General features: G+C 44.6%; 18 protein-coding genes. 10 read left to right on the forward strand and 8 right to left on the reverse strand.

From position 1 onward, the window contains the following. A partial coding sequence (locus ACE1CD_RS21440; protein ID WP_374826188.1) for a zinc ribbon domain-containing protein occupies positions 1 to 236 on the forward strand: 236 nt, incomplete at its 5' end. Here ACE1CD_RS21440 and ACE1CD_RS21445 read toward each other — a convergent pair. From ACE1CD_RS21445 to ACE1CD_RS21460, 4 genes are all read right to left on the reverse strand, one after another. Beyond that, the gene (locus ACE1CD_RS21445) at positions 177 to 596 is read right to left on the reverse strand and encodes a hypothetical protein (protein ID WP_374795265.1); all 420 of its coding nucleotides are present in this window, start codon (positions 594 to 596) and stop codon (positions 177 to 179) included. The genes ACE1CD_RS21440 and ACE1CD_RS21445 overlap by 60 nt on opposite strands. A gap of 408 nt (positions 597 to 1,004) precedes the next feature. Continuing rightward, positions 1,005 to 1,259, reverse strand: coding sequence for a hypothetical protein (locus ACE1CD_RS21450; protein WP_374795266.1), 255 nt, complete (start codon positions 1,257 to 1,259; stop codon positions 1,005 to 1,007). Between the two features lie 217 nt (positions 1,260 to 1,476). Continuing rightward, the gene (locus ACE1CD_RS21455) at positions 1,477 to 2,655 is read right to left on the reverse strand and encodes a M20 family metallopeptidase (protein WP_374795267.1); all 1,179 of its coding nucleotides are present in this window, start codon (positions 2,653 to 2,655) and stop codon (positions 1,477 to 1,479) included. A gap of 163 nt (positions 2,656 to 2,818) precedes the next feature. Further along, complete coding sequence (locus tag ACE1CD_RS21460) at positions 2,819 to 4,660, reverse strand: calcium-binding protein (RefSeq protein WP_374795268.1); 1,842 nt, start codon at positions 4,658 to 4,660, stop codon at positions 2,819 to 2,821. 682 nt (positions 4,661 to 5,342) lie between these two features. On the opposite strand from ACE1CD_RS21460, the gene psaC reads away from it, so the two are divergent. Both psaC and glmS read left to right on the forward strand, forming a co-directional pair. Then, positions 5,343 to 5,588: a photosystem I iron-sulfur center protein PsaC gene (psaC, locus tag ACE1CD_RS21465; RefSeq protein ID WP_015175986.1), complete on the forward strand. Its 246-nt coding sequence runs from the start codon at positions 5,343 to 5,345 to the stop codon at positions 5,586 to 5,588. A gap of 345 nt (positions 5,589 to 5,933) precedes the next feature. Beyond that, positions 5,934 to 7,835 carry a glutamine--fructose-6-phosphate transaminase (isomerizing) gene (glmS, locus tag ACE1CD_RS21470; protein ID WP_374826189.1) on the forward strand — a complete coding sequence of 634 codons (1,902 nt, stop codon included), beginning with the start codon at positions 5,934 to 5,936 and terminating at the stop codon, positions 7,833 to 7,835. 76 nt (positions 7,836 to 7,911) lie between these two features. On the opposite strand, the gene ACE1CD_RS21475 is transcribed toward glmS, so the two are convergent. Continuing rightward, positions 7,912 to 9,012, reverse strand: coding sequence for a hypothetical protein (locus tag ACE1CD_RS21475; protein WP_374795271.1), 1,101 nt, complete (start codon positions 9,010 to 9,012; stop codon positions 7,912 to 7,914). 403 nt (positions 9,013 to 9,415) lie between these two features. On the opposite strand from ACE1CD_RS21475, the gene ACE1CD_RS21480 reads away from it, so the two are divergent. From ACE1CD_RS21480 to ACE1CD_RS21495, 4 genes are all read left to right on the forward strand, one after another. Beyond that, complete coding sequence (locus tag ACE1CD_RS21480; RefSeq protein ID WP_374826190.1) at positions 9,416 to 9,811, forward strand: Uma2 family endonuclease; 396 nt, start codon at positions 9,416 to 9,418, stop codon at positions 9,809 to 9,811. Continuing rightward, positions 9,724 to 10,005 carry a Uma2 family endonuclease gene (locus ACE1CD_RS21485; protein ID WP_374826191.1) on the forward strand — a complete coding sequence of 94 codons (282 nt, stop codon included), beginning with the start codon at positions 9,724 to 9,726 and terminating at the stop codon, positions 10,003 to 10,005. The genes ACE1CD_RS21480 and ACE1CD_RS21485 overlap by 88 nt, the downstream gene beginning before the upstream one ends. Positions 10,006 to 10,134: 129 nt before the next feature. Beyond that, positions 10,135 to 10,386: a UPF0175 family protein gene (locus ACE1CD_RS21490; protein ID WP_374826192.1), complete on the forward strand. Its 252-nt coding sequence runs from the start codon at positions 10,135 to 10,137 to the stop codon at positions 10,384 to 10,386. Further along, positions 10,379 to 10,885: a DUF3368 domain-containing protein gene (locus tag ACE1CD_RS21495; RefSeq protein ID WP_374826193.1), complete on the forward strand. Its 507-nt coding sequence runs from the start codon at positions 10,379 to 10,381 to the stop codon at positions 10,883 to 10,885. Before ACE1CD_RS21490 ends, ACE1CD_RS21495 begins: the two co-directional genes overlap by 8 nt. Positions 10,886 to 11,730: 845 nt before the next feature. Here ACE1CD_RS21495 and ACE1CD_RS21500 read toward each other — a convergent pair. Further along, complete coding sequence (locus tag ACE1CD_RS21500) at positions 11,731 to 12,009, reverse strand: hypothetical protein (protein WP_374795272.1); 279 nt, start codon at positions 12,007 to 12,009, stop codon at positions 11,731 to 11,733. Between the two features lie 398 nt (positions 12,010 to 12,407). Next, entirely contained in the window at positions 12,408 to 15,713 is a 3,306-nt protein-coding gene (gene carB, locus ACE1CD_RS21505; protein ID WP_374826194.1) for a carbamoyl-phosphate synthase large subunit, read from the reverse strand. Positions 15,714 to 16,043: 330 nt separating this feature from the next. Between carB and cysH the strand changes: the two genes are divergently transcribed. Then, on the forward strand, positions 16,044 to 16,775 hold the full coding sequence (cysH, locus tag ACE1CD_RS21510; RefSeq protein WP_374795275.1) for a phosphoadenosine phosphosulfate reductase: 732 nt from the start codon (positions 16,044 to 16,046) through the stop codon (positions 16,773 to 16,775). 97 nt (positions 16,776 to 16,872) lie between these two features. On the opposite strand, the gene ACE1CD_RS21515 is transcribed toward cysH, so the two are convergent. Beyond that, complete coding sequence (locus ACE1CD_RS21515) at positions 16,873 to 17,037, reverse strand: hypothetical protein (protein WP_374795276.1); 165 nt, start codon at positions 17,035 to 17,037, stop codon at positions 16,873 to 16,875. 774 nt (positions 17,038 to 17,811) lie between these two features. Between ACE1CD_RS21515 and ACE1CD_RS21520 the strand changes: the two genes are divergently transcribed. Together ACE1CD_RS21520 and ACE1CD_RS21525 are read left to right on the forward strand one after the other, a co-directional pair. After that, a complete protein-coding gene (locus tag ACE1CD_RS21520; RefSeq protein WP_374826195.1) occupies positions 17,812 to 18,555 on the forward strand; it encodes a DUF305 domain-containing protein in 744 nt (247 codons plus the stop codon). A 172-nt stretch (positions 18,556 to 18,727) separates the two neighbouring features. Beyond that, positions 18,728 to 20,620, forward strand: a complete 1,893-nt coding sequence (locus ACE1CD_RS21525; protein WP_374826210.1) for an efflux RND transporter periplasmic adaptor subunit — start codon at positions 18,728 to 18,730, stop codon at positions 20,618 to 20,620. Positions 20,621 to 20,744: the final 124 nt, after the last annotated feature.

Consider the following 20,744-nt stretch of genomic DNA (forward strand, 5'->3'; position numbering starts at 1 on the left):
AGGTTGATAGCCTACCTTTGGATGTTCGCAGTTGGGAATGCCTCAATTGCAAAACCAAGCATGACAGAGACGTAAATGCTGCTATCAATATTCGAGATGAAGGCTTACGGATATTATCGTTGGGAACCAGCGATACTGCCCAAGGAGGCGATGTAAGACCAAAGCGGGGGCGTAAGTCATCCGTAGAGGCGGTTGCTGTTGAGTTGGGAAGCCCCGTCCCCTCGTGGGCGGGGTAGTTCACCGAATCCAAAGCCGATCGCCGCTTTCGATCGCATTACACCGAACCATCGACTGATGCTTTTGGGACGGGCGATCGTCCAGATGTTGATGACCAGACAAATGCTTCCCAGACACAGCAGGATGTAGGTAGGGGCCATCACCACTCCGATCGCCCACCAGGTAAATACGTGCAGTATCATCAATAAAGCAGGAATGCAGGCAATTACAGCAGCTCCAGCTATTTGCACTTGCGGGCGATCGAGTACTGCCAGAATCAGTGTCTGCAAAGTCAAAACCAAATTGGCGGGAACCAAAAACGCACAAATGGCAACGCAGTGGGCGCGTGAAAACTCAGATAAGGTATTAAAATCGATCATACAAATAACTTGTATAGGACAACACGAGAGATTTTGGTAGACTTTATTTCTTTTTTTTGGGAGTCCAAACGTTTGTGAACATCATCAAAAATGCGCCCAGGACAATGGCGACCGCCAGAGTGCCTGCTATTATATTCTGCCAATCAGTAGTTTCCATTTGCTTGTTGGGGTTTTCAGAGCCATATCGAGACAGCTATTACTTTAACGTAGCTTAATTTCCCGAAAAGCTCAACCAATCCGTAAGCATTCATCTGTCAGGTATCAGCCTAGAGCTTTGGGAGGAATTGACTCCGAGCAGTTTAACAAAGGCTACGGAAACTTAGGCGCTCTCGATCGCATTAGCTGACGGCTGATTGCCCTACGGTGAATAATTACCATAACGGGCATATGGATGAAGGGAATTTCTTATTAAAGTTCTGTTGGCGTTTCAGGTGCGATTTCAATTCCCCCTTTTTCTTTCACCGTCTGTTGCTCTGTAATTAAGTCGCTCAATTCGTGAATTTGTACACCTATATCCTCACAAGCTTGCTGTAGTTTTTGCTGAAAAGTATTTACATCTTTTCCATAGCCACACAGATGAGTAGCGGTTTCAATTCCCTGCTTTGCATTGGCTTTAGCACAGTCGATCAAATCTGTACCGAGAAGTGGTGTAGGTGATGCCATAAGTTCAAATATTTCTCCATTTTTGCATTACCAGTACCTTAAATAAAAGCAAGGATGCGCTGCATCCCTCTGCGGAGTTATAGCAACTACAGCTTGATTACTTCTCGTTAGGTATATCTTCAGAGAGGTTAAATCCAAAAACAATGAAAATCAAACCTTGGTAATCCCACTATTTAAAAAGTTTAATTAAAAATTAAAGATAAATTTTAATTTTTAATTAATTATGCTGCCAGTATTTGCAGGCAGCATAGGCGAGAGTGACAACTCCAGTAACGATCGCAGATTCATCCACCTCAAACTGAGGATGGTGTAGGGGGTAATTTTGTTTGTCTTTCAACCCGACGCCGAGACGAAACATCGCACCGGGAGCGTATTCCAGATAACGAGAAAAGTCTTCCGCACCTAAAGAAGGTTCGGGTAAAATAATGACGCGATCGCTTCCCCAAGCTTCCCTTGCTGCCGTTTCCAAGATCTGATTCAGCAGAGGATCGTTTTGCACTCCCGGCACGCCCTGCCTGTAGTTTAATTCATAGCTAGCACCGTAAGCCTGACAGACATTGGCCACAATTTGCTCAATCCAGTCCGGAAGGGCTTTACGGGTTTCTGGGTGGAGCGATCGCACAGTTCCCAGCAACTTCACTTGGTCGGCAATCACATTCGGCGCACGTCCGCCAGAAATTTTACCAATAGTTAGCACTACCGGACGCAAGGGATTTTGCGTGCGGCTAATCGCTTGTTGGAGAGTAGTAATTACTTGTGCAGCGATCCAAATAGCATCGATCGCTTCGTGAGGTCTAGCACCGTGACCCGATTCACCAATAATAATAATTTCCAGATCGTCTGCCGCTGCTGTTAAAGCACCGTACCGGATACCTACCGACCCCCCCGGAATCGTCGGGAAAACGTGAACCCCAAAAATGCTGCGTACCTTATCCATCACCCCATCTTGCACCATCCAGTTGGCACCTTGGGCAATTTCTTCTGCCGGTTGAAACAGGAAGCGAACATTACCCGCAAACTCTTCTCCGAGTTCCGCCAGAACCATTGCCGTTCCCAAACCGACTGTAGTGTGAACATCGTGACCGCAGGCGTGCATAACTCCCGCTTCGCGAGAGGCGTAATCGAGAGTAGTGCGTTCCTGAATTGGTAGCGCGTCCATATCCGTCCGAATTGCCAGCAGTCCAGCATCCTCCTTTTTCCCCTCAAGTTCGCCGATGACTCCAGTTTTGCCAACAGCTTCTTTAACGTGGAGACCGCAGGAAGACAAAACTCCCGCCACATAAGCAGCTGTTTGGTACTCTTGACCGCTTAATTCTGGGTGAGAATGGATATGGCGGCGAATTTCAATCAGACGCGGTGCTAGTTTGGTGGCGATGTTTTTGATTCGGCTAAGCATGAACTGTTGGGTTTAACGATCGAAGCTGTTTACAAATATTAACCTCGAAAACAAAAAGCGATCGCACCTATTTTCGGTAAAAGTGCGATCGCAAAAGAGGACTCCTTGTAGAAATCCACTGATTCCTAGCATCAGGGGATAACCTGAAAAATTTGAGCAAGTTTTACATCATTCCAGCCATCATTCCACCACCACTAATTACATCACTTCCACTGCCGCTAAAAGGAGACGGAAGCTCATCGGCAGACTTCATTCCCTTGTCAATCTGCATAGCGAGTCCGGGAGGCAGACCCTTAATCTTGCCGATCGCTTCATAGTCCCCAGTTTCGATCTTAGAACTGAGCTTCGTGGAAGGTAGTCCGTTCGTACCGACTGTGATATTGTCCGCAGTCAGCTCGCCATTACCGAACAGGGTGATTTTGTATTCCTTGCTGAACTCAAAGACGGTGAAATAAGTACCGCTGCTGGATTTGCCGCTCTTGAGGATGTCGTCCAACACCTCTTCTGCATCCCCATAGCCAAAGTCGGCTACGCATAACTTGTCTTTTTTTACATCGAAGTTGTAGATGGTGTAGCTACCGCCAGTTAAGGTGTCGGTGCCGTTACCACCGGACATCGTGTCGGTGCCGCCACCACCAGACATCGTGTCGGTGCCAGTGCCCTCTTTCGGGCTGTTAGTGATGACAAAAGTGTCTTTGCCAGTGCCGCCGACGAGGGTATCTTTACCAGTACCCGCATAAAGGACAGTACTCTTGCTACCGCCGATCAATACGTCATTGCCATCGGCACCGAAGAGATAAGCATCGGCAGAGCCACCGTACAGAACATCGTTACCCACACCAGCAATTAGGTAAGCGCTCCCTTGACCTGCGATGAGTACGTCGTCTTCTTTTCCACCAATCATCAGGTTGTCGCCCTTGCCACCGATGAGGACGCCTGCGCCTTTGCCGTCCTCAACTTGGAGCAAAGCATCTTCGTCATCGGAGGCGATGATGATTTGCTTGTTGCCACTACCTTTTCCACTTCCTTCCAGGGCAATTTTGAGCAAACCTTCTTTGTCGGTCGCACCATCGAAGTCAGGAGATGCGATGTAACCTTTATCTTTACCTTCCAAAAGGTACTCCTCGAAGGCGTTAGTATATTTACCCTTGTCGAGGGAATCTTGTACGCCTTCGTTCAGTTCCTTATAAAGTTTGAAGTCGAACTTCTTACTGAAAGTGCGCTCTTCTTTTAACCCAAATTCGACCAAGTGTTGGTAAACGGTGAATTCGCCACTCTTAACAGCTTCACCGACATCTTTATTTTGTTCGAGGTACAGATTGATGTCGATCAGGGGGTTGAAGGCACGATTCTCTTTGGTTCCATACGCATTCCAGTGCTGGAACACATTTGTAATAGTTCCTTTTGCAACTTCGTCGGCGACATCTTTATTTTGCTTTAGGTACTCTTCCTTATCGAAGTACGGGTTGGGGATTTCACCTGCGGATGCACCTTTTGTAATGTAGTACTGGAAGGAGCTGGAGACGTCTCCTTTGTCGATCGCCTTCTTAACATCGTCTTTCTTACCATAAAACTTGGCGTCAAATCCAGCGCCGAGACTGCGACCGTCTTTTTCTCCATATTTAATGGCGTGTTCCAAGTAACCGATTTTACCTTTAGAGGCGGCATCCTTTACATCCGGATTAGCCTCTGCATATCCTTTGACATTGAAGTAATCGGTACCGAGCCCACGCCCCTCTTTGTCGCCGAATTTCAGGAGGTGATCGATCGTTGTCGCATCTCCAAGTGTACCTGTTTTAATCGCCTCGTCAACGTCTTTATTCTGTTCCCGGTATTTCGTTACATCAATAGCTTCGCATGGGTTAAAGTCCTCCTTCTTGCCAATTTTCTCGTAGTGTTCCTTGGCATCCTTGACTTTACCTTCTTTCTTGGCTTTGTCGATCTCCTTTTTATACTTTTTGCTGTAATAAGCTTCGTCAAAAATGTCCTTCACACTTAAAGTCATACAATCTCTCTCCCGCAAATAAATTTCAACAACGTTTTATCTTCTGTGCTTCTGTTGAGTACAGAAGGGTAGATACGTCACCCCAAATTGACGGTGTTTTAAAAGACTGGGTTCCCACTTCCAAAAAATTATTTTTTTTGATTGTGCGATCGCTTTTTAGATGAAAATGGGAAGTATACCAGCCATTTCTAGCGGTATATTTTGTACCAGTAATATTCACAAGAAAGCTAGTATAGATTAACACGATAATAAATCATATCTACCCTAAGATAGATACCAAAAAGATGAGGTTTTATGTCTAGCCAAACTTCCTATTTTCTATTTCGGCGTATAGTTCTGGCTGGATGCAGGATAACCTCAGAATGATTAAGATTAGGCGATCGCAAGATGGAGTAATGTTTAAGTTTTAGGGAAAGTCAAAAGTCAAAAGTCAAAAGTCACTCATTAAGAATTTCTTCCTGCTCCCCCACGCCCCCACTCCCCCACGCCCCCGCTCCCCCACGCCCCCGCTCCCCCGCTGGGGCATGAGCGTGTATTACGTTCTTTAAAGTTTTGCTGACTTTTGCACAAGTGGCTGAAAGCCCTGCGGTAAACTAAGTTTCGATCCTGAGAAGCTTATCGTTCAAATCTGCCTAAAGCAGATACTTGCAGTTGTTGAGCCTTCATTTGGAGTCTTTATTCCATGTCTCATTCCGTAAAAATCTACGATACCTGCATTGGCTGCACTCAATGCGTCCGGGCTTGCCCAACTGACGTGTTGGAGATGGTTCCTTGGGATGGCTGCAAAGCTGCCCAGATTGCCTCATCTCCCCGTACAGAAGACTGCGTAGGCTGCAAGCGGTGCGAAACTGCTTGTCCTACTGACTTTCTCAGCATTCGGGTTTACCTGGGGGCTGAAACGACTCGCAGTATGGGCTTAGCGTACTAGACAACTTCTTTGGTACTGACGGCTAAATGCCTAGCGTTGAGTGGAAATTGTGCGATTTTTATGGCCTGTTTTCGCTCTTTACCAGGTGTTTGGCTAATTTGCCCCTTGTGCAGCCGATAGGGGCCAGGATGTCCGGAAGAGTGAGGGTGTGGCAAAAAGGGGGAAAGGGGGAACCATTATGTACATTTTCTGTGGCTCCCCCACTCTCCCACTCCCCCACTCTCCCACTCCCCCACTCTTCCGCTCTGCCCTAGTTGAGGCTTGACGTTATCCGGATAGCTCAGTAGCTTTGAGCAAGTACGTCTTATGAGACGATCGCGATCGAAGTATAGGAGTTGCGGCTAAATGTGCGGAATCGTTGGCTATATAGGTACCCAAGCAGCTAGCGAAATTTTATTGGCAGGATTAGAAAAACTGGAATACCGGGGGTATGATTCTGCTGGCATTGCCACAGTCTGGGAGGGTGATGTTCATTGCGTGCGGGCGAAGGGGAAGCTTCAGAACTTGCGGGACAAACTAGCAGGTAATGAAAACCCAGCCCAAATTGGCATCGGACACACACGCTGGGCTACCCACGGCAAGCCAGAAGAGTATAATGCACATCCTCATATGGATACTGCCATGCGCGTGGCGGTGGTGCAAAATGGCATTATTGAAAATTATCGCGAGTTGCGGGAAGAACTCAAAAGTAGAGGACATAAATTCCGTTCGGATACGGATACAGAAGTAATTCCGCACTTAATTGCGGAATTTTTAGCTAAATCTTCCACTGCCACTCCCCCCCACTCTCCGTCTCGGTTTGTGGAGGCGGTGCGACAAGCTGTGAATAAACTGGAGGGGGCTTTTGCGATCGCAGTTATCGGTGCAGATTATCCCGATGAATTGATCGTAGCCCGACAGCAGGCTCCTTTGGCGATCGGTTTCGGATCGGGAGAGTTTTTCTGCGCTTCGGATACACCGGCGATCGTACCCTATACTCGCACGGTGCTGACACTGGAAAATGGCGAACTCGCACGCCTGACGCCTCTGGGAGTTGAGGTATACAATTTTGCAGGCGACAGGCTCAGAAAAACTCCCCGCACGCTCAACTGGAACCCCATCCTAGTCGAAAAACAGGGATTCCGTCACTTCATGCTCAAAGAAATCCATGAGCAGCCGGGAGTAGTGCGGACTTGTTTGGAAGCATATTTAAACAGCGATTGGCATCTCTCTAATGGTAAGCCGCCAGTTAACCTGTCTTTGCCTGCGGAACTTTATACAGACTTAGAACAAATTCAAATTGTGGCTTGCGGGACAAGTTGGCACGCTAGTTTAGTTGGCAAGTATTTGCTGGAACAACTAGCGGGAATTCCCACCACAGTGCAGTACGCTTCTGAGTTTCGTTACGCACCGCCACCGCTAATGCCAAATACCCTCACGATTGGCGTTACCCAATCAGGGGAAACAGCAGATACTCTAGCTGCTTTGGCAATGGAAAAAGAGCGTCGCACGAATCAGCCGCCGCAATTTAAACCGCGATTGTTGGGGATTACCAATCGCCCGGAAAGTTCTCTCGGTTTGTTAGTATCTCATCTCATCGATACTCACGCTGGGATTGAGATTGGCGTGGCGGCAACTAAAACATTTATTGCACAGTTAGTGGCGTTTTACTGTTTGGCAATAGATTTGGCTTATCGGCGCAAAACTTTGTCTGCCGATTCTCTGGAGAAAATTCTGGGTGGTTTGCGCTTGCTTCCTGCGGAAATTGAAATGATTTTAGAGGTTCAGGAAAGGTATATCGAAGAGTTAGCCCACGGTTTTGTGGATACTCAAGATTTTATCTTTATCGGTCGGGGAATTAATTATCCAATTGCGTTGGAGGGGGCGCTGAAACTGAAGGAAATCAGCTACATTCATGCGGAAGGTTATCCGGCTGGGGAAATGAAACACGGGCCGATCGCATTATTAGATGCTAAAGTACCTGTGGTGGCTATTGCTATGCCCGGTGGCGTTAATTACGAGAAGGTTCTCTCCAACGCCCAAGAAGCCAAAGCTCGCGATTCCCTGTTGATTGGCGTAACACCGAAGGATGAGGGAGAAGCAGCAGAAATATTCGATCGCCTTTTACCGGTAGCGATGGTAGATGAAATTCTCTCGCCAATTGTGACGGTAATTCCCTTGCAATTATTGGCTTATCATATTGCAGCGCGTCGCGGTTTGGATGTGGATCAGCCTCGCAATTTGGCGAAGTCGGTAACGGTGGAATAGTTAATTATTAGGTACGTAGTTGCGCTGTCTTCGCTAAAGCGCAATTACATACCTTTAAGATGCGATCGATCTTGTTTTATGAAATGCGTAACGCAAATTCATCGCCACTTTGAAAATTAAAGTCTACCTGATAGGAGTATTCAATTTTCAGCGTATAGTCTCCACTATTAGGGCTATTAGTTTCGATTACTATTTCCTTCGATACTTCTCCAGAAGAGTCAGAGTTACGAGAGCTAATGGGAAGTAAATCACCAAAGGATATTTCTGGGGATGGTTTAATCACAAAGGCTGGTGTTCCATCGGCTAAATTGGGAATAGGAGTTCCATCGGTTTTTAGCACTGGCGATAAAACGGCGGTTAAATTTTTGAAAGTGACATTTGAGTAACAGTTAGATGCTACGATCGTGACAGTTTCCGACCCCTGTACCGCTAATGGCTGACGCTCGCTTCTTAATTCAAAACAGGGTAGCGGCTGCTGAATTTCCAGTTTAATCCCCACAGGACGGCTATTGCAAATCACTTTTTTAAGAACCTCTGTAAAGCCGTCAATGGAATCGCGCTCGCAAAAAGCTTGTCCACCCGTTTCTTTCGCTAATCTCGCGTATTCTTTCTCCAAACTATCTTTAAACTTACTCTTGGTCGTACCAAAATAGGTATGAACTTTTACACCCGCCTGGGTAGCTTTTGCGATCGCTTTATTTGCAGCGATAATATCTTTCTGTTCCGTTCTATCCCCTCCAGCGTCGAGCGCTTCATCTCCCAAATAGAAAATCGCTCGGGCTGCTCCCGGTCGCCAATCAAAATGATTGGAGATATCTTCTATCGTTCGAGCTGCATCTTCCTGTGCGCCAGCATCAGCTAATTGTCCTCGCTTTCTGGCCCGAATGTCCCCTGGGGAAACTTGGCACTCTTTTAAGAGATAATCCTGTACTGTCCGATTAAAATTTGTCTCTTTCCAAATACCTTCAATTCCAAACCACATTACCCTCAAATCGCAAGGACAACTAGAAGAAGCGGCATCAATACCAGCTGCGGCAGCATCGCTAAGCTGGCGAGCTTCATCTTTCATCGAAGGGCTAGTATCGATGACGATTACCAAATCCACCGGATTTATTGTTGTGATGTTATCGATTCCGCAAGGGCGCACAGTGGGAATGACTTGTTTTGTTTGACTCATATTTTGGCAATTATGTACTAAATGGTTGATGCTAATAGGGCAATTATTTGGCCTATATGCCAGATTATTGGAGAATAGATCCCAACGGGCTAATAGTTTTTCGCCTTTGTTGTCAGTCCAAACAAAGTGGCACTGAAGTAGTATAGAATAAACCTTAACGAAATTATCTAAGTAAAGGTTTGTAAACCTTAATTAATCGAATGTAACACTTGTGACGCCAGTTAGCCTTGTACTAGAAGTCATATATACTAATGGCGATCGCACTATTAATTACTGCTTTTAATTATAGGCAAAATTGCTGTTATTTGCTATAATTAAATATAAAAACTTTAGGAGTTTGTATAATTGATATAAATAGCCGATCGCATCTATCAATTTACCCAATTAAATCGGCAATTTTCCTATGATAGTCAATCCCGATCGCAAATTTATGACTCCCCAGGAATACCTCGACTGGGAAGAACGACAACCAATTAAATACGAATATATCAACGGTGAAGTTTTTGCCATGACTGGGGGGACGCTTCCCCATAATTCGATCGCCCTTAATTTAGCTTCAGTCCTCAACTCTCATACCAGAAGTAAAGGGTATAGAGTATTTATGATAGGTGCTAAGTTGGGTGTATCTGAAAATGGTTCTTTTCACTATCCTGATGTAATGGTAACTTGCGATGAAAGGGATAGACGAGCTATTAAAGCAATTTATTATCCATGTTTAATTGCAGAGGTATTTTCGTCCAGTACGGAAGTTTCGATCGCGGTAAAAAATTCCAACAATATCGTCGTATTTCAACGCTAAAAGAATACGTTTTAATAAGTGCGGAAGAAATGATGGTAGAATGTTTTCGAGTGAATGAAAGAGGACTTTGGGAACTTTCTACTTATGCAGAAGGAGAGGAGATTTATTTAAGTAGCGTGGATTTTCGGTGCGCGATCGAACTTTTGTATGAGGATGTAGTACTTGAAGATGCAGAAAGTGAAAAAGCGATCTGATTGTAGGGGCGGGTTTAGCAGATAATCTCTGTGTAAAACAAACAATCTCTCAACAAAACCCGCCCTTACCATATAATACGGATACTTTTCTAAGCTACAATGTCAATATCTCTAACTTTAGGATTAATTATGAGTACAGTTCAACTGGAAATTCCCGAAGAAGTATTAATTAGCTTGAAGGAAACACCCGAAACTATTGCTAGAGAAATGCAAATATTAGCCGCAGTTAAACTATTTGAATTGGGTAAATTATCATCGGGACGTGCTGCACAGTTGGCTGGAATGCCGCGAGTACAATTCCTGCTTTTACTAGGAAAATATCGGGTATCGCCGTTTTCTTTAACAACGGAAGAATTAGAGCGAGATGTGCAAAATGCCTGAAACTACAGTCATTGTTAATACATCGCCGTTGTTGTATCTTCATCAAATAGGACAATTACAATTACTTCAAGAATTGTACGGTAAAGTTACAGTTCCTACTGGTGTACCGCAAGAGTTAAAAGCGGGAAAATTGTTAGGAGTTGATGTTCCTAAAATCAATTCTATCGAATGGATTGAGGTTCGCCCAGTTGCCTCAATTGCTCTTATACCTGCTGTAATTGATTTAGGACAAGGGGAAGCAGAAGTCTTGGCGCTTGGGTTGGAAATTCCCGATCCTTTATTGATTTTTGATGATAAATTAGCTCGTCGAATCGCCGATTTATATAAGTTGAAATATACTGGTACACTTGGCATTTTAATCAAAGCAAAACAAAGAGGTTATCTGGGTTCTGTTGCACCGATTATTGCGATGCTTCAAAGTCAAGGAATGTGGTTAAATGACAAGATTATTAATGATATTCTTAGATTATGTGGAGAGGTGGGGCGAGAATTTGACTGATGAAACCAACTAAAAACCCTATCTGCGTTTATCCGCGTTTATCTGCGTTTATCTGCGTTGAAAAAAAGCCACATCTCTGACACCAACCAAAAACCCCATCTGTGTTTATCTGTGTTTATCTGTGGTTAAAAATAATTTTAATTAAACCACGAAGGACGCGAACAAGAAAATGAAGAGGATCAAGAGATATCAACGGCGAAGTTTTTGGCATGACTGAGAGAACGCTTCCTCATAATTCGATCGCCCTGTACCTACCAAGCAAGTAGAAGAGCCAAATTTGACATAAACATCGACAAAGTTTTTAATGCTAACTTAACGATATATATCTTTACCTTTTAGGGATTTGTTAAATTTTTCATCCCTATCTAGAAGTTGTTCAATAATTTGCAATAGTTTCTTATCAATTTCATCTAGCTTACTTTTTTCTCTAAATAACTGAACTCTGTATTCATATGATTTTTCTTCGTCAAAGGAGGCGTTTTTGGAGATAAATTGGTTTGTATTATTAAAATAAAATAGTTTCAATTTTTCGTGAGCATATTTTCTATCTTATAGGTTTTTATTAAACTTTTTAGTTAAGTCTACTGCGGAGCTAGCTGCAATTATCAGTCCATCTGATGCTTGTCTTTTTTCCTCTTTTATTAATCCTTAACCATAAGCTAGAAATTAGCAAAGCTAAGATAGCAGGGTAATTATCTATCACAATACTGACCATTTATAACTCCTTTTTTAAACTGTTTTTATATTAAAATATATTATTTTTTATAGCATATAACCAACTAAGTTGGCAACAGACATCATAGGCTTATCTTCAAATAAAGTATCTTATCTAACCATTTCAACAACTAAAGTAGCCGCTTGCCATTTTTTCCAACAATTAGGACTTTCTCGATCGTTTTCCCAGATTTCCCCTGTTTGTATTCTTGATACCACTTGCGGATCTGTTCGGCGATCGCGATCGCACCACCGACAATCCCTATAATGGTGGCAATGGTGGCTACGATTCCTTCGCGTTCTACTTGACTATCTACCTCGTAACTGCCGGATATTCCAGAGATGGAGAGTAATTCTTCGGTGGCTGCGATCGCATCTTGTCCCTGAACTTCAATTAAAATAGCTGCCATTATTTTTTTTCTAAATTTATATAGCCTATTGTAAGGCATAAATGCGATCGGCTCAATATTTATTTAATTCTAATTATTACCTCTGTAGGGGTGAAGCATTCGGGCGACTATCTTTGAGAAAAATCGACAATTCATATATCCGAATGCTTCACCCTTTCTTGGCGACAATTGATGTATACGAATGCTTCGCCCTGCGCGACAATTGATGTATTTTGGTTGGGTGTCATAGATATGGTTTTTTGCAATTGTCGCGGGGGTGGGCGAAGCATTCGGATTGAGGTATTTTCGTTGGGTGTCATAGATTATCGCCCGAATGCTTCGCCCCTACAGATTCGGTAATGAGGAGTAAATGGGGAAATTAAAATTAATTTCGCCCATTACCAATTACCCAGTACCAATTAGGCGAGATATTCCTGAATGGTTTTCACATCCAGGGGTGAGGATTGCAAACGTGCGATCGCAGCTGCGGTAGCTTTGGCCCCGGCAATTGTGGTGATTACCGGAACTTTGTAAGCTAGGGCTGTACGGCGCAATAAACGGGCATCGGTTGCTGCTTCTCCGCCAGAAGGTGTATTGAGAATAAGTTGGATTTTCTCGTTCTTAATTGCGTCTACAATGTGCGGACGCCCTTCGTGTACTTTCAGCACCAAACCGATATTTTTGACGCCGTTTTCTTGCAATACTCGACGAGTTCCATCTGTCGCCACAACTTCAAAGCCTAATTCCAAGAATTTTTTGACTACTGGAACTACAGCTATTTTGTCGCGATCGTTCATAGAAACAAACACGGTTCCCGCTAAAGGTAAGCGCACGTTTGCGGCCAATTCTGCCTTGGTAAATGCTTTACCGAAATCGCTATCAATTCCCATTACTTCGCCAGTCGATCGCATTTCTGGGCCAAGTAAAGTATCCGTACCTGGGAACTTATCAAATGGCAGTACCGCTTCCTTCACAGCAATGTGATTGAGTATGGTTTCGTGCGTGAATCCCAACTCTTCTAAAGTTTTACCGGACATAATTAAAGAAGCTAGTTTCGCCAAGGGTTTACCGATAGCTTTCGACACAAATGGTACTGTGCGCGACGCCCTGGGATTCGCTTCCAAAATATAAACCTGGGGTGTGTAGCTGTGCGCTCCGGCAATGGCATACTGAATATTCATTAAGCCAATTACATTGAGCGCTTTTGCTAACCGAATTGTTTGGTCGCGAATTGTTTGCAAAACTGCTGGCGGTAGAGAAGTTGTTGGCAATGTGCAAGCAGAATCCCCGGAGTGAATACCTGCTTGTTCGATGTGTTCCATAATGCCGCCAATTACCACCCGTCCGGTGCTATCGGCGATCGCATCTACATCGACTTCGATCGCATTCTCCAAAAACTTATCAACTAACACCGGTTTTTCTGGTTCTACCTGCACCGCCATCGTCATGTAGCGTTCCAAATCTGCATCGGAATAAACGATTTCCATTGCGCGTCCGCCCAAAACGTAGCTGGGACGAACGACTACAGGATAACCGATTTTCCGTGCGATTGTCAGCGCTTCTTCTTCACTGCGAGCAATACCGTTAGGCGCTGTGAGCAATTGCAGTTTATCGACAATTTCTGCAAAGCGTTCGCGGTCTTCAGCAATGTCGATCGAATCTGGCGATGTTCCCCAAATCTTCGTACCGAGTTCGGGATTTTCATTGAGCGTTTCTTGCAGAGGTACTGATAGTTTCAGCGGTGTTTGTCCGCCAAATTGCACAATAACCCCTACTGGTTTTTCCGTCTCAATAATATTGAGAACATCTTCTTTGGTGAGCGGTTCAAAATAGAGACGATCGCTCGTATCGTAATCAGTCGAAACCGTCTCCGGATTCGAGTTTACCATAATCGTCTCAAATCCCGCACCGCGCAAAGCATAGGAAGCGTGACAGCAGCAATAATCGAACTCAATCCCCTGCCCGATCCGATTAGGGCCACCACCCAAAATCATCACCTTTTGTTTATCGGATGGCAACACTTCCGATTCGCCTTTTTGCGGGTAATCGAGATCTGCTGTTTCCGATTGTACCCCACAACCCAATTCATAAGCGGAATAGTGATAAGGGGTAAACGCCTCAAACTCTGCCGCACAGGTATCGACAGTTTTGTAAATAGGCACAACACCTAAGCCTTTGCGATACTCGCGCACTTCATCTTCCTTGGTTTTCGTGGCGAAGGCAATTTGGCGATCGCTAAATCCCTGTTGCTTAATCGCAAACAACTGCTCCTTACTTATTTGTTGCAAAGGAGTGCGTTTCAAGAATTTCTCTGTTTCCAGCAATTCCTGCATCTTATCCAAAAACCAAGGGTCGATTCCCGTCAGTTCGTAAATATCTTCTACCGACATTCCCAACTGCATCGCGTGACGCAAAGTAAAAATTCGTTCTGGATTTGGCGTCCGCAATTGAGCGCGAATTTGTTCGAGAGAAGGCAATTTTTCCGATTTATCGCAACCCCAACCGGCGCGACCTGTTTCTAAACTTCGCAATGCCTTTTGAAACGACTCTTGGAACGTGCGACCGATTGCCATTGCTTCGCCCACCGATTTCATTTGCGTTGTCAGTATCGGTGCAGTTCCGGGAAACTTTTCAAATGCAAAACGCGGGATTTTTGTGACCACGTAGTCAATTGTCGGTTCAAAGGATGCCGGCGTTTTCTTGGTAATATCATTATTAATTTCATCCAGCGTGTAACCGACTGCCAATTTAGCAGCAAACTTGGCAATTGGGAAACCGGTAGCTTTGGAAGCTAACGCGGAAGAACGAGACACGCGGGGATTCATTTCAATGACAATTACTTCGCCGTTGACCGGATTGACGGCGAACTGAATATTAGAACCGCCAGTTTCTACACCAATCTCGCGGATAATTTTGATGGAAGCATCGCGCAGGCGCTGGTATTCTTTATCTGTGAGAGTTTGTGCGGGTGCGACGGTAATCGAATCGCCAGTGTGAATACCCATCGGGTCGATGTTTTCGATCGAGCAGATAATCACCACGTTATCCGCCAGATCTCGCATTACTTCTAATTCATATTCTTTCCAGCCTAAAAGCGACTTTTCGATCAAAATTTGGGAAACGGGACTGGCATCTATACCAGCTTGCGCCATAACTTCAAATTCTTCTTGGTTGTAGGCGATGCCACCACCCGACCCTCCCATAGTAAAAGCGGGTCGAATAATCAGGGGATAGGAGCCAATTTGATGCGCGATTTCTTTAGATTCGTTAACGTTGCAAGCAATGCCGGAAGGACAGACGCCTACACCTATTTTTTGCATCGCTTCTTTAAATAGCTGTCGGTCTTCTGCTTTTTCGATCGCTTCCAGTTTAGCTCCGATCAATTCAACGCCGTAGCGTTCCAAAACGCCATTTTTCGATAAAGCTACCGCCAAATTTAACGCAGTTTGTCCGCCCATTGTGGGCAGCAGAGCATCGGGACGCTCTTTGGCAATCACTTTTTCCACCATTTCCGGCGTCAGCGGCTCAATATATGTGCGGTCTGCCGTTTCCGGATCGGTCATAATGGTGGCTGGGTTAGAGTTAACTAACACCACCTCGTACCCTTCACTGCGGAGTGCCTTGCAAGCCTGAGTGCCCGAATAGTCGAATTCGCAGGCTTGGCCGATCACAATTGGGCCAGAACCCAACAGCAGGATTTTGTGGAGGTCGTCACGACGAGGCATAATGGTTGGCCTGGAGTAAGAGTGTGCAAATCCAACCCATTTTAAGTGGTTTGTTCCAAGTAGGGGCGCTTGTTTCACTACACTTTTCTAAAGTTCGATGACAAATTGGCCTTTGTCCCGTCTTTTTTTGGCCCAAAAAGGTTTACAGCCCCACCCATACCCTTCCCGATGGGGCCACGGACACAGGTGGGGTTGCAGCTTCGGCTAATGATGTCACCGAAACTTCAACTGACTTCGATAAAGCTTGCTTTTCATCCTGATTTCACTTTGGCCTGTTTTACTGGAGATAAAAGTAAGTAGTAATACTCAGCCAAAGATGAGTAAGCTGTTATGACCTGTGCAATGTTATCTCCAACCCAAATTACCTCGTTTGACCTGGATAAATTAAACCAGCGATTTGAAACAGCACATCCGCAAGAGATTCTAGCTTGGTGTCTGGAAAATATCCCAAACGGACTCGTGCAGACGACGGCTTTTGGGATCGCGGGTATGGTTATTATTGATATTGTCTACCGGATTCTCAGCCCCCAATTCCCAGTCCCCGTACTGTTTTTAGACACCCTGCACCACTTTCCCCAGACCCTAGAATTTGTTCAAAAAGCTCAGTCTGTCTACAAGTTAGATCTGCACGTTTATAAGACTTTAGAAGCAAATTCTCGCGAAGAGTTTGCGGTTCGTTACGGTTACGAACTCTGGCATAAAGATATTGAAAAATTCCACTATCTGACTAAAGTTGAACCGTTGCAACGCGGTTTAAGCGAACTGAACGCAGTTGCTTGGATCAACGGTCGCCGTCGCGACCAAGCACAGACTCGCGCCAATATTTCAGTGTTTGAACTCGATCAAAGAGGACGGATGAAAATTAATCCCTTGGCAAGTTGGACGTGCCAGCAGACGTGGGCGTATGCGATCGAGCATAACGTCATCTACCACCCCCTGCACGATCGCGGTTATGGTAGTATCGGCGACGAACCGCTGACGACGCCAATCGCAGAAGGCGAACACGAACGAGCCGGTCGCTGGCGCGGTACGGGAAAAACAGAGTGCGGCATTCATCTGTAAACTGAAGCTAGTGCCGCTAGGCGGAAGTCAAAAGTCAAAATTTGTTTGAGCGTCAGTTTTGTGGTGATAGTAGAAACTTATCTAATCGTAGGGTGGGTTAGGCACGGGCGATAATTTCCGCACTTTCGATCGATAATTTAGTTCCCGTGCCGTAACCCACCATCTCACTCAACTGTAATATTAACCAACATTTTACCGATAAATGCGGAAGAGTCGGCGATTTTTGTACTAAAACAACATAGATATTGTCAAAAATTATCAAAATAGGATTTCATGCTAATTTCATAAATAGGTGTCAAACTAATAAATAGGAAACCAAATAGGGATTGTTTAACAGGAGGTTTCCCAACATATGAATAGAGTTACTCAAAACATCCTCAGTGCTGCTGCTGGCGGTCTAACAGTGCTGGCACTTACATTCAGTCCTCTTTGCACAAAACAAAACGACAACGCTAACTCCAGCTTCTAACACCACTGCTGAAGCGCCAGCCCAGCACCAGCAAATGAAAACCGATAAGAATAAGAATGAGAACAAGAAGTGCTGTGAGTCTATGATGGCTAAAGGAATGATGGACAAGAATAAATCGACTACAGATCCGCACAAGCAACATCACCCCACAAATACAAAACCGACGACTGGTTCAAGCGCTAAGCCTAGCGTGAATCGATAAATATGTAATAATAATCGTTGACACTCAATACTGTTCTGCTAAGGGCATTTGCGCTCCCATAAATCAGGATCGAATTAATTGGGAAAAGGTGAGAGGGGAAAGGGAAAATGTTCTTCCCTTTCCCTAATTGAGTAGTTTTGTTAGCTTTTTACGGCGGTTTTGAGAGAGTCTGGTGACAGATGCGATCGCTCTCAGACCTGGTAGAAAAACTTAAAATTAGACATCTTTATAAGGATATAATGATGTTTGGTAAATGTACAAATATTTCACCCAAATTTTATTTTTATATGCCAATATAAGTAGTAGCACTGCGGTGAAAAGCCGACGGTTAACAAAAGGAAAAATAAATTTCTGAAAAAAGCGAGATGGCTCGAAAAATTATGCGATCGATTTCAGAAAAAACAAGCTTATTGGCGTTAACTATGATGGCGGTTGCCTCCCTAAGTGGCGTTCTCACCGCTTGTTCCAATCCTTCCCAGAATAATTCTACGACCTCACCGAATCAAAGCGAAGGTCAAAATGCTGCTGTGACAAATACTAATAGCAACCAAAATATAGATAATAGCAGTGCCGTACATCATAGCCACACAGACCACAGCATGGCAATGAATTTGGGCCCAGCAGATATTGACTACGACCTCCGGTTCATCGATGGTATGATACTGCACCATCAAGGAGCTGTGGAAATGGCGAAAGAAGCACAACAAAAATCTACTCGCCCACAAATCAAAAAACTGGCAGAAGATATCATCAAAGATCAAAATAAAGAAATCGATCGCATGAAGCAGTGGCGGAAAGCTTGGTATCCCAACGCAGCAGATAAACCAATGGCTTATGACGCAGCCATCGGTAAAATGACGGAAATGTCATCTGACCAAAAGAAAAACATGATGATGGATATGGATTTAGGTGCAGCTAATGGTGAGTTTGACTTGCGTTTTGTCAATGCGATGATTCCACACCATGAGGGAGCCGTAACAATGGCTCAAGATGCCTTGACTAAATCCAAACGTGCGGAAATTAAACAATTATCCCAAGCAATCGTCAAAGCACAAGCGGCAGAAATCAAACAAATGAAACAATGGCGACAAACTTGGTACAAACAGTAAACAAGTAGGTTAATATCTCCAAAGAGGGAATGTCGAGCCGCACAGTGCTGCAAAGGCTGGCGAAATTTCATCCTGATTTCATTTCTGTATGAAAAACTGAGAAAAGAGAGCTTCATTAAACAAGCCATCTCGGTTACAGCCAACCGTTCTTTGCACGAGGAAGATGCCAATGATGCAGCACTGTTACCATTATCCATCACCCGGCTCGCGTTCTTGGATTTCTGGAACACTCCTGAGTCTGATTTTGTTAATGACTCCCGCAGCAGCATTAGCCCACGCGGGACATGGGGATGAATTTCATCAAGAGGGAACAGAAGCTTCTCAGTCAACTGAGTCTATTCAAGTTGATGCAGAAACGGCAAAACGGCTGCAAATTAAAGTAGAACCAGTTAACCGTCAGCAGTTAGCTGTTAGTATTAAAACTACCGGAATAATTGAAACCCTACCCAGCAAAAAAGTAGAAGTCACAGCGCCAATTCCCGGAAAAGTAGTTGAGTTATTAGTAGAACCGGGTGCAGTTGTAAAACAGGGTCAACCGGTCGCTGTCGTTGCTGCGCCGGAATTAGTGGAACTGCGAGTTAATTCTGAGGAAAAACAAGCTGAGGCTCAAGCAGATTTGCAACAAGCTCAAGCAAATTTGAAGCTAGCTCAAGAAAATTATCAGCGTCAGCGTCAAATATCGGATGCCGAAATAGCACAAGCTCAAACTCAACTAACAGCGGCGCAATCGCAGTACGATCGCGATAAAACTTTAGTCGATCGTCAAGCAGTATTAAAAGTAGCTCAAGAAAATTATCAAAGTCAAATTCAAATAGCCGACGCCGAAATAGCGCGAGCTAAAACTGAATTGTCAGTCGCACAAGAACAGTACGATCGCGATAAAGAATTAGTCGAAAAAGGCGCTCTCCCACGACGGCAAATGCTGGAATCCCAAGCCCATTTGCAAGAAGCCAAAGCTGACCTCGCCAAAGCTTTAAGTCGTCCGAATGTTCTTGAAGCAGAAAGCCAGGTAAAACGCGCCGAAGTTGATTTGCCTCTCCGGGAATTGCGAGAATCGGAAGGGAAATTAGCAGAAGCTAAAGCCCAACTTACCAAAGCTCTCAGCCGCCGAGAAGTATTAGAAGCGGAAGCGCAACTAAAACGCGCTCGATCGGCTGTTGAAGTGGCACAATCTCGTCTAAAACTGAGTAATGCCACCTATCAAACTCGATTGCAGCAATTAGGAACTCGCGCTAACGATAAAGGATTGGTGACGGTGACTGCACCTATTTCTGGCAGAGTTGCGGACAGAGAAGTTAGCCTCGGTCAATCATTTGAGGATGCGGGCGACAAGTTAATGACGATTGTGAATGACAGTCAGGTTTTTGCGACTGCGAATATTTATGAAAAAGATTTAGATAAAATCAAAATCGGTCAGCAGGTAAATGTGAAAGTTGCCAGTTTACCGAACCAAACCTTTAGGGGAAATATTACCGTAATTGGTTCGGCGGTAGAAAGCGAAACGCGAGTAGTGCCTGTAAAAGCTCAATTAGAAAACTATAGCGGCATCCTCAAACCGGGTACGTTTGCAGAATTGGAAGTGTTAACAGATAAGACAGCTACACCGATTTTGGCGATTGCCAATTCTGCTGTAGTGGAAGCAAATGGTAAGAAACTGGTTTACTTACAAAACGGTAATAGCTATCAACCAGTTGAAGTTACTTTAGGTCAAACTTCTGGGGATATGGTGGAAGTGAAAACAGGTTTGTTTGAGGGAGATTTGGTAGTCACTCAACGCGCACCGCAACTTTATGCACAATCTTTACGCGGTGACTCTAAAAAAGCAGGAGAAAATGTACATAATGCTTCCCCCACTCCCGCACTCCCGCACTCCCGCACTCCTTCACTTACCCAGTTACCAATTTCTTGGTGGTGGGCGATACCTGCTGGTGGTGCGATCGCAGTTTTTACTTTTTGGGGAGGTACTGTTTGGGCAACTCGTCGCACTCAGCATCGTCCATTGCCGACAAACTATTCAGAATCCGACATTCCGATTTATGAATTGCAAGCATTAGAAAAGCGGTAATTACTACAGCAGATTGCAATCGCTTGTGGTACACCTTTAATCTGCGTTCATCTGCGTTTATCTGCACTCATCTGCGGTAAAAATAAATAATTTATGATGTTGCGAATAATCGTACCTCACTGAG

It is taken from the genome of Aerosakkonema sp. BLCC-F183, from assembly GCF_041929145.1.
In the GTDB taxonomy this organism is placed as follows: domain Bacteria; phylum Cyanobacteriota; class Cyanobacteriia; order Cyanobacteriales; family Aerosakkonemataceae; genus Aerosakkonema.